The sequence below is a fragment of the Burkholderia sp. 572 genome, from assembly GCF_040545135.1.
Classification (GTDB): domain Bacteria; phylum Pseudomonadota; class Gammaproteobacteria; order Burkholderiales; family Burkholderiaceae; genus Burkholderia; species Burkholderia cepacia.
The window spans coordinates 84,643-98,420 of the sequence record NZ_JBEPLH010000002.1; the positions used below are offsets into that span (position 1 = coordinate 84,643).

Annotated in this window: 14 protein-coding genes; 6 read left to right on the top strand and 8 right to left on the bottom strand. The window is 63.6% G+C overall.

The window, feature by feature from the left end; translation table 11 throughout:
* The first annotated feature begins 7 nt into the window (after positions 1-7).
* Entirely contained in the window at positions 8-550 is a 543-nt protein-coding gene (locus ABIC51_RS03955; protein ID WP_027786990.1) for an FKBP-type peptidyl-prolyl cis-trans isomerase, read from the top strand.
* Here ABIC51_RS03955 and ABIC51_RS03960 read toward each other — a convergent pair.
* Both ABIC51_RS03960 and mutS read right to left on the bottom strand, forming a co-directional pair.
* The gene (locus ABIC51_RS03960) at positions 530-1,801 is read right to left on the bottom strand and encodes a hypothetical protein (protein ID WP_146252881.1); all 1,272 of its coding nucleotides are present in this window, start codon (positions 1,799-1,801) and stop codon (positions 530-532) included. The two genes, ABIC51_RS03955 and ABIC51_RS03960, sit on opposite strands and share 21 nt — an antisense overlap.
* Complete coding sequence (mutS, locus tag ABIC51_RS03965) at positions 1,782-4,472, bottom strand: DNA mismatch repair protein MutS (protein ID WP_481192999.1); 2,691 nt, start codon at positions 4,470-4,472, stop codon at positions 1,782-1,784. The genes ABIC51_RS03960 and mutS overlap by 20 nt, the downstream gene beginning before the upstream one ends.
* 159 nt (positions 4,473-4,631) lie before the next feature.
* On the opposite strand from mutS, the gene ABIC51_RS03970 reads away from it, so the two are divergent.
* Complete coding sequence (locus ABIC51_RS03970) at positions 4,632-5,906, top strand: tyrosine-type recombinase/integrase (protein WP_059233744.1); 1,275 nt, start codon at positions 4,632-4,634, stop codon at positions 5,904-5,906.
* On the opposite strand, the gene ABIC51_RS03975 is transcribed toward ABIC51_RS03970, so the two are convergent.
* The 6 genes from ABIC51_RS03975 to ABIC51_RS04000 all read right to left on the bottom strand — a co-directional run bounded on the left by ABIC51_RS03975 (position 5,884) and on the right by ABIC51_RS04000 (position 9,699).
* Positions 5,884-6,138, bottom strand: coding sequence for a helix-turn-helix transcriptional regulator (locus ABIC51_RS03975; protein ID WP_226129555.1), 255 nt, complete (start codon positions 6,136-6,138; stop codon positions 5,884-5,886). The two genes, ABIC51_RS03970 and ABIC51_RS03975, sit on opposite strands and share 23 nt — an antisense overlap.
* Positions 6,135-6,611: a hypothetical protein gene (locus ABIC51_RS03980; RefSeq protein WP_301760345.1), complete on the bottom strand. Its 477-nt coding sequence runs from the start codon at positions 6,609-6,611 to the stop codon at positions 6,135-6,137. The genes ABIC51_RS03975 and ABIC51_RS03980 overlap by 4 nt, the downstream gene beginning before the upstream one ends.
* Positions 6,608-8,185, bottom strand: coding sequence for a ParB/RepB/Spo0J family partition protein (locus ABIC51_RS03985; protein WP_354006365.1), 1,578 nt, complete (start codon positions 8,183-8,185; stop codon positions 6,608-6,610). Before ABIC51_RS03985 ends, ABIC51_RS03980 begins: the two co-directional genes overlap by 4 nt.
* Positions 8,185-8,547: a beta-hexosaminidase gene (locus ABIC51_RS03990; RefSeq protein WP_354006366.1), complete on the bottom strand. Its 363-nt coding sequence runs from the start codon at positions 8,545-8,547 to the stop codon at positions 8,185-8,187. Before ABIC51_RS03990 ends, ABIC51_RS03985 begins: the two co-directional genes overlap by 1 nt.
* A 48-nt stretch (positions 8,548-8,595) precedes the next feature.
* On the bottom strand, positions 8,596-8,814 hold the full coding sequence (locus ABIC51_RS03995) for a hypothetical protein (protein WP_059815655.1): 219 nt from the start codon (positions 8,812-8,814) through the stop codon (positions 8,596-8,598).
* Between the two features lie 456 nt (positions 8,815-9,270).
* Positions 9,271-9,699, bottom strand: coding sequence for a transcriptional regulator (locus ABIC51_RS04000; RefSeq protein WP_301760341.1), 429 nt, complete (start codon positions 9,697-9,699; stop codon positions 9,271-9,273).
* 70 nt (positions 9,700-9,769) lie between these two features.
* Here ABIC51_RS04000 and ABIC51_RS04005 point away from each other — a divergent pair, with 70 nt between their 5' ends.
* From ABIC51_RS04005 to ABIC51_RS04020, 4 genes are all read left to right on the top strand, one after another.
* Positions 9,770-9,979: a hypothetical protein gene (locus ABIC51_RS04005; protein ID WP_059815662.1), complete on the top strand. Its 210-nt coding sequence runs from the start codon at positions 9,770-9,772 to the stop codon at positions 9,977-9,979.
* A gap of 108 nt (positions 9,980-10,087) precedes the next feature.
* Positions 10,088-10,630 (top strand): phage regulatory CII family protein, encoded by a 543-nt coding sequence (locus ABIC51_RS04010; protein ID WP_155633990.1) that lies wholly within the window; start codon positions 10,088-10,090, stop codon positions 10,628-10,630.
* On the top strand, positions 10,617-11,000 hold the full coding sequence (locus ABIC51_RS04015) for a hypothetical protein (protein WP_301760339.1): 384 nt from the start codon (positions 10,617-10,619) through the stop codon (positions 10,998-11,000). The genes ABIC51_RS04010 and ABIC51_RS04015 overlap by 14 nt, the downstream gene beginning before the upstream one ends.
* Positions 11,001-11,269: 269 nt before the next feature.
* Entirely contained in the window at positions 11,270-13,777 is a 2,508-nt protein-coding gene (locus tag ABIC51_RS04020; protein ID WP_301760338.1) for a virulence-associated E family protein, read from the top strand.
* The last annotated feature ends 1 nt before the right edge of the window (position 13,778 follow it).

Sequence of the window (13,778 nt, forward strand, 5' to 3'; positions counted from 1 at the left end):
GAATTGGATGAAAATCGCAAAAAACACCGTCGTGTCGGTCACTTACAAGCTGTCGGATGCACAGGGCAATCTGATCGAGGAAAGCGACGAGCCGATGGTTTATCTGCACGGCGGCTATGATGGCACGTTCCCCAAGATCGAGGAACAGCTCGACGGCCACGAGCCGGGCTACGAGGCACAGGTCCAGCTCGAGCCGCAGGACGCGTTCGGCGACTACGATCCCGAACTCGTGAAGATCGAGCCGCGCGATCGTTTTCCCGAGCCGCTCGAAGTGGGCATGCAGTTCGAAGGCACGCCGGAAGACGGCGACGAGGAAGTCGATTCGCTGATCTATACGGTCACCGACATCGCCGAAGACAAGGTCGTGCTCGACGGCAACCACCCGCTGGCAGGCATGGCGCTGCGTTTCGCGCTGACCGTGAAGGACGTTCGCGAAGCCACCGAAGACGAAATCGAGCATGAGCACGCACATGGCGCGGAAGGGCTCGAGATCGTTGACGAGGACGAAGACGAAGACGGCGAAGCGCCGTCAGGGCGCACCCTGCACTGAGCTTGCAGGCAGGCCGGGCGCCGGCCCCGACGCTGGGGTTGGCACAGGCCACGACGCGCCGCCCGGGGCGGTGCCGTCGCCCTGCAGCGGCGGCGCGACCGACGATGAGTCAGGTAGCGCCGGCAATGCAGGGATTTCCGGCATCTGCGGCAGCGGGACGTCGTCACGGGGTACGAGCGGCAGCGCGGGCGGCACCGGCAGGTTCTTCGGTACTTCCTGCAGGCTCACGTTGAAGATCGTCTGCCGTGCCGGCGACACGCTCACCTTGACCCACTGATTCGCCGGATGGCGCGGTCCGATCGCGACGCGCGTCACGTTACCGACCAGTTCACCGTCGTCCGCACGCAGCGGGCGGTCGATCAGAAAGCCGTTCGCCAGCGCTTCGCTGCTCGCGTGCATCACGAGTATCGGGCCGCGGAACGTCGCCGCCGCCTTCACCAGCGTTCGTTTCAACTCGCGGAAGCCGTCCCGCACGCGCGGCCGGTTGAAACGCAGCCATGCGAAGCGTTCCGCGCGTTCATAGCGCTCGAACTGCGGATCGCCTTCGAATATCACCACCATCGCACGCGCCTCGCGCCGCTTCGCGTATTCGGCCGCGTGGTCGATCCAGAAACCGTTCGCGATGATGCGGTCCTCGAATTCGCCGTTGCGGCCGCCGGCCGTCAGGTAATGGTTGTTCGGCGCCGGCGCGTTGAGTGCGACGTAGACGATGTCGTCGCGCATCCAGCGTGCATTCTCCCGATACGGCCGGAACCGTGCGACTTCGCTTTCCCGCGTGATCGGCAGCGCGCCGGGGTCGGGCAGTGCCGAATCGGCGAGCAGCGTCTGCCGCAGGAAGTCGAGCCGCTCGACCGGATCGTAGCTACCTCCGGCCACGGTGTTGCACGTTGCCCAGTCGTCGTGACCGGGAATGAATACGAGCGGCACGCGTGCCGCATCCAGGATCGCGCCGCGCTGCGAGTACAGTGCATCGCGGCACGCTTCCTTCGAACCCTTGAGATCGCCCGCGTAGACCACGAACGCGAGATTGCGCTCGCGCGCGATCGCATCGAGCAGCCGCTGGGCGGCCGGTTCGTCCGCAGGGGTGTTGATCACGCCCGATACGACCGCGAACGAGTAGGGCGCGGTGCTGCGCTTCGGCGGCGCAGCCAGCGCGGCGGCCTGCGCGAGCGCGAGCACCGCCGCGACGAGCGCGGCGGCGGTGCGGGCCGGCAGGCCGCGCGGAATGCGCTTACGCGTGCCTGTCGGCATCGTGCGACCGGACCAGCGTGCGCAGTTCGTACAGCAGGTCGAGCGCCTCGCGCGGCTTGAGATCGTCGGGATCGATGTCGCGCAGTTTTTCGAGCGCCGGATGCGGTGTGTCGGGCAGCGCCGGTGCGTCCGCGCATTCGAGATCGTCGGCGGCCACCGGCGGCGCGCTGAACAGGTCGAGCTGCGGCGTGTGCTGCGACGCCGACTGCTGTTCGAGGTACGCGAGGTGCTTGCGCGCGGCACGGATCACGGGCGCCGGAACGCCTGCGAGCTGTGCGACCTGCAGGCCGTAGCTCTGGTTGGCCGGGCCTTCGTTGACCGCGTGCAGGAACACGATGCCGTGGCCGTGCTCGACGGCCGACAGGTGGACGTTGGCCGCTTGCGGAAATTCCGCCGGCAGTTGCGTCAGCTCGAAGTAGTGCGTCGCGAACAGCGTGTAGCACGCGTTGTGTGCCAGCAGGTGGCGCGCGATGGCCCACGCGAGCGCGAGGCCGTCGAACGTCGACGTGCCGCGGCCGATCTCGTCCATCAGCACGAGGCTTTGCGGTGTCGCGTCGTTGAGGATCGCCGCGGCTTCGGTCATCTCGACCATGAACGTCGAGCGGCCGCCCGCGAGATCGTCCGCCGCGCCGATGCGCGTGAAGATCCGGTCGATCGGGCCGAAGCATGCCGACCTGGCCGGCACGTAGCTGCCGACGTAAGCCATCAGTGCGATCAACGCGGTCTGCCGCATGAACGTCGACTTACCGCCCATGTTCGGGCCGGTGATCAGCAGCAGCTTGCGCTCGGTGCCGAACCGGCAGTCGTTCGCGATGAACTGTTCGACCTGCGCCTCGACGACCGGGTGGCGGCCCTGTTCGATTTCGATGCCGATCTCGTCGGTGAAGGTCGGCGCGACCCAGTCGAGCGCGCGGGCGCGTTCCGCGAATGCGGCGAGCAGGTCGAGTTCGGCGAGCGCCGATGCGACGCGCTGGCACTCGGGGATGAACGGCAGCAGTGCCTGCAGCACTGCGTCGTACAGCGCGCGTTCGCGCGCCAGGGCGCGTTCCTGCGCGGACAGCGCCTTGTCCTCGAAAGTCTTCAGTTCGGGCGTGATGTAGCGCTCGGCATTCTTCAACGTCTGGCGCCGGCGATAGTCGTCGGGCACCTTGTCGGTCTGGCCGCGCGTGACCTCGATGTAGAAGCCGTGCACCTTGTTGTATTCGACGCGCAGGTTCGCGATGCCGGTGCGCGTGCGCTCGCGCGCTTCGAGATCGATCAGGAACTGTCCGCAGTTCTCCGAGATGTCGCGCAGCTCGTCGAGCTCGGCGTCGTAGCCGCGCGCGATCACGCCGCCGTCTCGCACCATCGCGGCCGGTTCGGGCGCGATCGCGCTCGTCAGCAGGTCGAGGCATTCGGCGGGCGGTGCGAGTGCCGCGTCGACGCGGGTGAGGGCGTCCGCGTTCGGGACGATCGCGCTGATGCGCTCACGCAGCGCGGGGAGGGCGGCGAACGTGTCGCGCAGGCTCGACAAGTCACGCGGGCGCGCGGACAGCAGTGCGAGGCGCCCGGTGATCCGTTCGACGTCCGCGATCTGGCGCAGCGCACTGCGCAGCGCATCGAGGCTTGCGTTTGCCGGTGCATCGAGCAGCGCGCCGATCGCCTGCTGGCGCGACTGTGCGGCGACCGACGCGCGCGGCGGGTGATGCAGCCAGTGACGCAGCAGGCGGCTGCCCATCGTCGTGCAGCAGGTGTCGAGCAGCGAATACAGGGTCGGCGACTCGGTGCCGCGCAGCGTCTCGGTCAGTTCGAGGTTGCGGCGCGTGGCCGGATCGAGCCCGATGTACTCGGTTTCGTTTTCGACCTTCAGGCTGCGCACGTGCCGCAACTGCTGGCCTTGCGTGGCCGCTGCGTAGAGCAGCAGCGCGCCGGCCGCGCCGCACGCGCTCGTCAGCGAATGTGCGCCGAAGCCGTCGAGGCTCGCGACATCGAGCTGGTCGCACAGGCGCTGCGTGCCCGACGCGATGTCGAAATGCCACGCCGGCACGCGCTTGCTTGCGCCTGCGCCTGCCTGCACGGCGTCGGTTGCGCCATCCGGCGTCAGGATCTCGGCCGGCCGGATGCGCTCGAGCGCGGCAGCGAGCTGCTCGGGTTCGATTTCTGCGAGCCGCAGCGCGCCGCTTGCCAGATTCAGCCACGCGAGGCCGACATTGACCGCGACGCCACGCTTGTTGTGGCCCGTGCACATCGCGAGCAGGTAAACATCGTTCTTGTCGGACAGCAGTGCTGCATCGGTCAGCGTGCCGGGCGTGACGACGCGCACGACCTTGCGCTCGACGGGGCCCTTCGACGTGGCGGGATCGCCGATCTGTTCGCAGATCGCGACCGATTCGCCCATCTTCACGAGCTTGGCGAGATACTGTTCGACCGCGTGGTGCGGTACGCCCGCCATCTTGATCGGCGTGCCGGCGGATGCGCCGCGTTGCGTGAGGGTCAGGTCGAGCAGGCGTGCGGCCTTTTCCGCGTCTTCGAAGAACAGCTCGTAGAAGTCGCCCATCCGGTAGAAGACAAGCGTGTCGGGATGGTCGGCCTTGATGCGCAGGTACTGCTGCATCATCGGGGTATGGTTGTTAAAAGCAGCTTCTGTAAGCTGCTGTTTTCGTTCCGTAATTTCCTGCACGTCCTTATCCATCAAGGCTTTCCGTCAGTTTCGGGGGCTTCGCTATCGAATTTCCCCGTGTCGCGACATCTTGCTAAATTTCCATCGTCAGCGTAGCTTTTCGCCTTTCATGAAACCTACGCCTACGCCGGTACTGTCCAGTGTATGGCGGAAACCTACGCCGAGGTTTGAATGCGGTTTGACGCGCGCACGGCAAAGCAACTTTTGCCCGGTGCACACTTGAACATCGACGGTTGTCCTGGTCTCCGGCTTGAGGCAACAACGTCGCGTCGTAGCTGGATTTACAGGTACAAGTCGCCCGTCGACGGGCGCATGCGGCAAATCAAAATCGGCGAATGGCCCGTGCTCTCGATCGCGGCTGCGGCCGTTGAATGGGAGCGCTTGAGGGACCAGCGCAACGCAGGCAACGACCCGGCGCTTTCGAAGCGGCAAGCACTCGGCACTGTTGCCGTAATGGTACAGCAAGGGGAATTGCTAACAGTGGGTGAAGTGTGCGCGGCATACCTGAAAGGACACGTCGAGCACAATCGCAAACCGAAAGGAGCGGCTGAAGTCGCCCGGATGTTCCGGACCATGATTGGCGATCTCGCTGATTCGCCGGCCGCCGAGCTGACGCGCGAACGAGCATTTACGAAAATCGATTCATTTCGTCACATCCCAGTGCAGGCGTCGAAGCTTCGGCTGGAGTTGGGAGCCGCGTGGGACTACGCGCTCGACGCAGGCAAACTGCCCGACTCCGCGCCAAACTGGTGGCGTCAGATCATGCGCGGTCGCTTGCGCAGCAATGGGAAACGCATACAGGGGCAGCCGACAGGAACCGTGAAGCGGTTCCTAAGCGACGCAGAGACAGGCGCGGTGATCAACTGGTTGCCGAACTTCAGTCGTAATGTGGAGGACGCTCTGACGCTGTATCTATGGACGGCAACGCGTGGCGCAGAGATTGGCGCGATGGAAGGGCGGGAGATTGCTGAAGAGCCGGACGGCCTTTGGTGGACGGTGCCGAAGGCCAAGACGAAAAACGCTCGCCACGAAAACGCTACCGACTTGCGCGTGCCGTTGATTGGTCGCGCAGAAGCGATTGTTCGTCGGCGTCTGGACCGATACGGGAAGGGGTGGTTATTCCCGGCTGAGAAGGGCGGTCCGATGCAACAGAAAGTGTTCGGGCAGTCGGTTCACTTCCACATGCCTTACAGTGAAACGCGACCGAAGCAGGTCCGGCCGCGCCTCGCAGTTACCCATTGGGCACCTCACGACCTGCGCCGAACGGCTCGAACCATGCTGGCTGCGCTCGGGTGTCCATATGAGGTCGGTGAGGCGATCATCGGGCATATGCTGCCGGGAGTCGGTGGTGTCTACAATCGCCACGACTATGACGCCGAGCGCCGGCAGTGGTTGTCGAAATTGGATGCGAAGCTGGAGGCAGTTAGTCGGGCACATGTGCGATAGCCTTCTTGCGGCCGGTTCCACAATTTGGCGGGGGCAGAAACTCGGACGGTGTTCGTGCCTCTGCCCACTCCTCAATTTCCCGCGTGAGCCATCCAACGCGTCGGCCTGACAATGCACGCGGCTTCGGAAACTCTTCTTGCCGGACGAGCTTGTGGATGACTGCCGGCGACAGGGAGATTGCAGCGGAGACCGATTCGATATCGAGGTAGATCGGTTTCATTGCCACGGTCATGCGGATGCTCCTTGATTCTTCGTTGCTTCATCTTTTGTGCCTGGTAGTGCGCGAGCCAGTTGCATCAGGCCGGTTTCCAGCGTGATGCCGGCGGTCGCGGCCCAGGTGCGCGCATCCTGCGCGGCTTTGTGGCGTGCAAACGATCCGACCTCGTTGGCCATCAGGTCCAGCAGCTCGACGTCGGCCGCGTGCGAGATCTCGATGACCAGCGAGCGGACCTCGGTGCGAAGGGCGTCGAGGCGCGCGAGCCTGCCTTGGCGGGTATCCGCCAAGGCTTCGTTCGTCTGGATTGCCTTTCGCCGCGCGAGCGGCGCATCGTTGTTCTGGATCGATGTTGCGGGCGCCAGCCCGCTGCTGTTCGACTGCATCGAAGCACCGTCGACGCTCGCGAGTGCGAGCGCCGGGCGCTTCTTCGCGTGTTCCCGCTTTCGCGGCAGCGGACGTGGGGTAGAAAGGGCCGGGCGCGGGGTCAATTTGTGGCTCCTTTCGGGAACGGCCATGCGGACGCCGGATCGAGGCCGGACTTCCCTTTTCGCGCCGGGAATGCAGCGGTCAGCAGCTCCGCGTTCGACTTGATCCGACGCTTATGTTCGATGGCCGTCAGTACGTCACTGAGGTCTGGGCGTTCCCCTTTGGCGGTGGCAGCGGAGAATTCGGCGGTCATGTCGGGATCGGGCATGGCGATGATCTCGTGCGCCCACGCGAGGATCTGCTTAAACGAGGCTTGCTCTGCCTTGGTCTGCCCGTGGACGGGTGACTTAATGGTGTCGATCAGCCGGGCAGCGCCAGAACGAATGGCCTGGACGCGCGTCCATACTGCGCGCGTTTGCGGAGATACCTTCAGAGGTTCGCTCGCAAAGCTGGTCCCGGTGTTGTATTCGATCGCGTAAATCCATGCTCCCGGACTCGGTTGCGCGATGCGAATATGAGCGAGCGGTCCCTTGATCCGACCCGATCGTTCAGGTCCGCGCACACACTCGACGGGCTTGCACCCGCCGTTCTCGTCGGGCTCCGTGATCGGCCAGACCTTTTGCGATGTGGGGTCGCCGAGTAGCTCAGTGAGCGGCAGCAGCGCTGCATGAACTGCTTCAATCGTCGGCTTTGCAAGTCGGCCAAAATTCTTGTCATGGAGTACAGCCTGCAGGGCCTGCAAAAGTTGCTTTGACTGCTTCTCGCTGATCTTGGCGGGGGCGCGTTCGCGAGACGCTGCCTGCATCTCGATCCTGGCTTCCGCAGCCGTCGACGCTGCGAGCGGTGCGGTGTCGACTGCTGCGGTTGCATGCTCGGGCGAAGGTTCCGGGTCCGGCTGCGTATCGAGGAGGGGCGCTGTTTCGAGGTACTTCTTCGTGACCTTCGTCTTGCCGGCTTCAGCGGCTTTGGCGATCCCGACGACGATACGTTCGAGCGCTTTGTCGCCGCCATGCAGGCGAATCTGCTCGATGGCCAGCGTGCCGGTACATTGGCCTTTCCGTACGAGCTGATGCAGTTCAGCCGGTGCTCGTTCAAGCAGGCCGACGTCGCGCACTGTTTGATCGGTGACATTCAGGCGCTTGCAGATGGCCGCGAGCGTCATCCCGTGAATGTCGCGCAACTCTGCGACGGCAGCGGCCAGATCAAGCGGCGACGACGGTTTGCCGTTGTTGCTGAGATAGCCGTCGATCACCATTTCGGCGCGGTTGACATTCTTCGCGTCGCGGACGACTACCGGGATCTTGCCCAGATCTTTCCCGGTGGCGATCACGTGTCCGGCTGCGAGATAGCGGTGCTGCCCCTTGTAAACGTAGAGCAGATCCTTGCCGTCAACCTTCCGGGCGTAGCAATGGAGGGGGGAACCCTTGTCGTATCCGTTCTCCCGCATTAGCGCGGCGAGGTGTGCCACCCATTCGGTATCAACCGCTCGGATGTTGTCGGCCGGGTCGTAGTGAAGCTGATCGTAGGGGACCATCCACAAGTCCGCCGACGTTGCGCCAGCCGCTGCGGCTGCGGCCTTGATGTTCCCGGTGGGAATCGGCGCGGTCAGGTCGAGCTGTTGCGCGCGGTCGTCCATTACGCAACCTCCTGTGCAGCTGCGGTGCGTGCCTTGCCGGCTTTCTTCGCTTTAGCGATCACGTTCGATGCCGCCATGCCTGCCGCGCGTTTTGCGTCTCGCAGGCGCTTGATCGCGCTGGCGCAGTCACCTTCGCTCGGGATCGAGATCTGCTTGTGGGCGATCTCCGTGCCGTCGAGGATCAAATATTCCGTGTGCACGCTGTCCGCCAACGGGCGGCGTCCGACAACGTACTTGCCGATGAGGATTGGTGTCGACGGACGGCGTGCGTTCCGGTCGTATCGCGTGATGGTGCGAAGTGAGAGGGTGTCGCGACGTTCGGCGTCGAAAAGGGGTTCTGCTTTGACTTTGATGCGCGGCATGGTGGTCTCCATGACGCCGGGGACTCGCCCCGGCAATGTCGGGGCGATTTAGACGGTGACGTGGTAGGCGGTCGTCGGTGCGACGACAGGATCGTCTTGGAACACGTTCACGACGACAAACAGCAGAGCGGCGACGACCGTCCAGCGGAAGATCTTCGATTTTTCAAAGTTGCTTTGGCGGGCCGGTTCGGACGGCTTGATGCGGGGCGTGCTTTCGTCACGAAGCCATTCGTGGCGATCAGTGGACTGATGGTCGAGCATTTTCATGAGCTTCTCCGAAGGCTGCACGAGCGGCAGCGATGGAGATGAATGTTAGGCATTCCTTCGTCTTCGTGCAATAGGAATGCCTAACTATTTTTCGATGACGTCGCTCTTTGTTGACCATCGGGCCGAGGCACGTGGAATGAACGCTTCTGAAAGGTGTTGTATTCTTCCGACTTAATACTGTATGTTTATACAGTGGTTAAGTGAAAATACTGCCGAGGGGAGGTTGTCGCGGGGCTATGTCAACAGGGGAATTGCGGTGCAAACCGGGCGATGTGGCGATCGTCAGTCGATGCCGAAACCGGTCGCGTATCGGTGTGCTGGTGCGGGTTATCGGCCCGCACGGCAGTGACGACTTCGATTGGGATGTTGAGATTCTTGGCGGACCGATCAGAGGGCGCGGGATACGTTCTGGGAGTGTCGGAACGCACCGTAGGGCCGCTGTATTCGACTGGAACCTTACCCCTCTTGCGGGTCTGGCGCATTCAGATCAAGAAGGTCGCCGGGCTGCTGTCCGCGTAGATCTTCAAACACCTTGAGGGTTTCCAGCAGCGCGGCAAATGCCGTCGACGGCAGCCCAATCTTGTCTGCTTTGGCCAGCGCGTCAACTAGCGCTTGAGCATGCGCGCCTAGGGTCTCCTGCCTCTGTGGTGCGGGCGCATTGGCGCGACGCACCATCTGGCCTTCCCCGGTGGCGAGCCACCACGGGTCAACGTTCAGGAATTCGGCCGCGAGCAGCAAGTTCGCGCCCTCCATCTTTTTAGTTTTCCCGCTTAACCAGTCGCTGACCGAGGGCGCTCGCACTCGGCACGCTCGCGCCAGATCTGCAGCCTTTTTCTCAGGCGGCAACTTCATTGCCTGTTCCAGGCGTTCGGCTAGTGTCGTCATTAGGAAAGCCTAACTGAATGGGCATAAGGAATGCCTTGCTTTTCGTGTAAGGAACGCCTAACATGGCGGCATGAATACGTTCCTGAATCGAGACCCGTACGCGTGCGCCGTGATCGATGCCTTTGGCGGAACGGCCGCGACTGCCCAACTGTGCGAAGTCCGGATGCCGTCCGTATCTGAATGGCGTCGAAACGGCATTCCGCGAGCGCGTCTGCTGTTCTTGAAGCTCGCGCGCCCCGACCTGTTTGTTTCTCTGGACGTACACGACAAACCCTTGTGACACCCCATCGAGGCGTGACAGCCGCAGTTACGCATCTCGTGATCTGAATCTTAGTTGCGCCACCGTGCGCGCGACAGGATGAAAGTCGCGATCTACCAATCTCCCGCTATGACCTGCCGATACGACAGTACCGAATGGCTGGACGTCCTCTATACGTCCGTTCGCAACACGCCCGGCGGTGTCGCCGACGCGGCGAACCACCTCACGATCCGGCGCGGTAAGAACATCACGCCGGAATCGCTTCGCCTCCGCCTGCGCGGCGTTGGCGACAGTCGCTTGTCGATGGAAATGTTCGAGCTGCTGATCGAGTGGATGCAGGAAAAGGCGGAGGGCGAGGTGTATGCGCTCGACGCGCTGCATGCGTTGAACGCGCGCTTCGGGCTGGTTGCCGAACATGTCGATGACCAAGTCGCTGACGACATTAGCGAACCCGGCACGCTGCGTCTTGTTTCGACGGCGCTGCACCTGCAGGCGCATGTTGGTCTCGTCGCTGACGATGTGACGCGTGCCCTGGCTGATCAGCGCATCGACGACCAACACGCCGAGAAGATCATCGCGACTGGCCGCAAGGGCCAGCGTCTGTTCCAGCGCTTGATCCACGCTGCTCGCAACCTCGCTGCACGTCGCCGTCGTCGTCATGGAACGGTTTAAGCCCGGCATGGGTTGTTGCCGGCCCGACCGCGAACACATCGGCCTCTGCTGCGCGCCTGAGCAGCAATCGGCGTGCGCTGTCACGACGCTCGCATCCCGATTCGAGTATGCCCCCGCCGAAGCCGGGCGCTTGCTATCCGAACTGATCGCTACCTTCCCCGATCGTCTCGCTCCGATTCTTGAGGAAGCAAGCGCAGCCGGCCGTGTGCGTTTGTTCATCGAGCGAGCCGCGCGCGCATGTGCCGCGCTCGCAACCAAGGCGGAACGTCACGCGTTCCGCGACCAGCTCACCCGTCGTCTCTGCGCGCTGGACCTTACCGCGTTCGACGATCTCATGTCGGCGGAATGGCATCGACTGCGCGGCAAATAACTGGAGACACACGTGAACGTGAACGGAATCAGTAGCGCGTTGCGACGCAGCGCATCGCAGTACAGCCGCTCGCCGAGCGGACGCCAGTGCTATGCCGCAGGACGCGCAGCGTGGCGAAGCTTTTCTCACAAGGTCGAGCGCGACCGTCGTCTCGTCGAGCTGGAGGCGGCTCGTCGTGCGAGCTAACAGCGCGCAACTCAACGAATTGTGATCTGGCCGCCAAGGGCAACTCGGGCGGCCAAAGTGACTTTGACAGAGGAAATTTTCATATGGCGACACTGGACCAGATCATTCAGCAATTGCGTGCTGCGGGGCATCCCGACCTGCCTGCAGGCCATCCGATCGCGGACGGCAAACATCATCGGTACGGGCCGCGCAAGAAATACTGGTATCAGCTTCGAGAGATCATCAGCAAGGGCGCGGTAATCGGCTATGGCGGCACGTTCGGCCACTTCTCGGGCGACGATCCGGGCACCGAGCGATTCGAATGGAGCGGCGCACCGATGAGCGAGGAAGTGCTCGCGGAGACGCGTCGCCGGCAGGAAGCAGCCGACCGCGAGCAGGCCGAGCGCGATGCGCGTCAGGCGAAGCTCGCCGCGAACCGCGCGCGAGATCAGTGGAACCGCGCGGCAGAGCATGGCGAGTCCACCTATCTTGAACGCAAGCGCATCACGGCCGAAGGCGTACGTTTCGACGCGGATGGCACGATATTCGTGCCGATGTATCAGTACGGCGACGACGCTCGCCTCGTCGGCCTGCAGAAGATCACCCCGGACGGCGCGAAGCGCTTCAACAAAGGCATGGAAAAGAAGGGCGCGTCGTATCTGCTCGGCGAGGTCGGCGCAGACGACCAGATCGTGCTGGTTGCCGAAGGCTACGCGACCGCGCGTTCGATTCGCATGGCGATCGACGAGGCGTTCGCAGTCAATGTCTGCTTCGACGCGGGCGGCATCCTCTCGGCCGTGCGCTACCTGCGTGCGACGTATCCGGATGTGCACGTGCTGGTCTGCGCCGACGACGACTGGAAGATCGAGCAGCGCCTGCGCGACTGGCTCGCCGACGAGCTCGCTTTCCGGGGTGAACTGGTGTTCGGTGCCGACCCGGTGCGGATCGAGGCGAAGAACACGTGGTACATGGTCGCCGTGTCACGGCGTCGTGACGACAACGGCGTGTCGTATGTCGAGGTGAGCTACGGAAACGACGTGATGCCGTTGCGCCGTAAGCGCTTCGAGAACACGGGCCTGAAGCGCGCCTACGAGGCGGCAGCGGCCGTCGCCGACGTTAGCGTGGTCTATCCCGCATTCGCCAAGCGCGGCGAGCGCAAGCTGACCGATTTCAACGACCTGCACGTCGAAGAGGGCGTCGAGGCAGTCGAAGCGCAAGTGCAGGCGGCAATCCTGCGCGTCATCGCGCCAGCGAACGAAGAGATCCGGCCGGCGACGGTTGCGGTGTCGACCGCGGACGACACGCCGACGAAATCCGCCGCGACGTCCGCTGCCGCGAAACAGCCGGAATGGGATGGCCGCGAGGCAGAGAACGGCGCGCACACATGGGAGCAGGATCTCGCGCGTTCGGACAAGGGCACGCTGCTGCCGACGCTCGGCAACGTCCACATGATCCTGGCGAATCACAAAGCTTGGCAGGGCGTCATCGAACAGGACGACTTCGGTGGCCGCGTGATGAAGCGCAAGGCACCGCCGTTCCGGCAAGGCGTGAAGGGCGAGTGGACTGACATGGACGATCAGCGCTGCGCGCTTTGGTTGTCGCAGCGCTATGGCCTCTCGGTGCGCACCGATATCGTGATGAACGCGGTTCTGTTGGTGGCGGACGAGAAGCACTTCCATGACGTGCGCGAATACCTCGAAGGGCTCAAATGGGACGGCGTGTCGCGCGTGCGATCGATGCCGTCGACCTACCTGCGTGTCGCCGACAGCGAGTATGTGCAGCTCGCGTTCATGAAATGGATGATCGCCGCCGTCGCGCGCGTGATGGAGCCGGGCTGCAAGGTCGACAACGTCCTGATCCTCGAAGGCAAGCAGGGGCATCGCAAATCGACGGCGCTGAAGGTGCTGGCCGGCGCTCCGTGGTTCACCGATACGCCGATCCAGATCGGCAACAAGGACACGTACGCGGTGCTGGCCGGGAAGTGGGTGATCGAGCTGGCCGAGCTGGACTCGTTGAACAAGGCCGACTCGTCGGCCGTAAAGAGCTTCTTCGCGACGGCTGTCGACCGGTTCCGCAACTTCTACGGTAAGCGTGCGACCGACGTCCCGCGTCAGTGCGTGTTCGCCGGCTCGGTCAACTTCGACACGTACCTGAAAGACGAATCGGGCAACCGGCGTTACTGGCCGCTGCGTGTCGGCGGGCTGGTCGACATCGATGGCATTGTGGCCGTTCGCGAGCAGCTCTGGGCGGAAGCCGTGCACCTGTATCGCTCGGGCGTCGTGTGGCACGTAGAAGAGCATGAGCGCCCGCTGTTCGAGATCGAGCAAGCGGAGCGCTACGAGGGCGATGTGTACGAGGACAAGATTGCCAAGGCCCTGGAGTTCGTGTCACGCACGACGATGGAAGAGATCCTCGCGGACATCCTGAAGCTCGATACGTCGAAGTGGACGCTGGCCGAGCAGCGCCGCATCGGCAAGGCGTTGAAGTCGCTCGGCTGGGTGCGCAAGCGCGAGTCGACTGGATCGCGCGGTTGGTACTACGTGAAGGAAGAGCAAGAGCCGGAAGCGGAGCGCGAACTGGTCGCAGCAGGTGATGACGACAGTCCGTTGTAAT

Excerpts from the sequence above, each read along its gene's own strand:
- ABIC51_RS03990 (WP_354006366.1), bottom strand. The coding sequence starts at position 8,547 with ATGCCGCGCATCAAAGTCAAAGCAGAACCCCTTTTCGACGCCGAACGT.
- ABIC51_RS03955 (WP_027786990.1), top strand. The coding sequence starts at position 8 with ATGAAAATCGCAAAAAACACCGTCGTGTCGGTCACTTACAAGCTGTCG.
- ABIC51_RS03985 (WP_354006365.1), bottom strand. The coding sequence starts at position 8,185 with ATGGACGACCGCGCGCAACAGCTCGACCTGACCGCGCCGATTCCCACC.
- ABIC51_RS04015 (WP_301760339.1), top strand. The coding sequence starts at position 10,617 with ATGGAACGGTTTAAGCCCGGCATGGGTTGTTGCCGGCCCGACCGCGAA.
- mutS (WP_481192999.1), bottom strand. The coding sequence starts at position 4,472 with ATGGATAAGGACGTGCAGGAAATTACGGAACGAAAACAGCAGCTTACA.
- ABIC51_RS04000 (WP_301760341.1), bottom strand. The coding sequence starts at position 9,699 with ATGACGACACTAGCCGAACGCCTGGAACAGGCAATGAAGTTGCCGCCT.
- ABIC51_RS03960 (WP_146252881.1), bottom strand. The coding sequence starts at position 1,801 with ATGCCGACAGGCACGCGTAAGCGCATTCCGCGCGGCCTGCCGGCCCGC.
- ABIC51_RS03975 (WP_226129555.1), bottom strand. The coding sequence starts at position 6,138 with ATGACCGTGGCAATGAAACCGATCTACCTCGATATCGAATCGGTCTCC.
- ABIC51_RS03970 (WP_059233744.1), top strand. The coding sequence starts at position 4,632 with ATGCGGTTTGACGCGCGCACGGCAAAGCAACTTTTGCCCGGTGCACAC.
- ABIC51_RS04005 (WP_059815662.1), top strand. The coding sequence starts at position 9,770 with ATGAATACGTTCCTGAATCGAGACCCGTACGCGTGCGCCGTGATCGAT.
- ABIC51_RS04020 (WP_301760338.1), top strand. The coding sequence starts at position 11,270 with ATGGCGACACTGGACCAGATCATTCAGCAATTGCGTGCTGCGGGGCAT.
- ABIC51_RS03995 (WP_059815655.1), bottom strand. The coding sequence starts at position 8,814 with ATGAAAATGCTCGACCATCAGTCCACTGATCGCCACGAATGGCTTCGT.
- ABIC51_RS04010 (WP_155633990.1), top strand. The coding sequence starts at position 10,088 with ATGACCTGCCGATACGACAGTACCGAATGGCTGGACGTCCTCTATACG.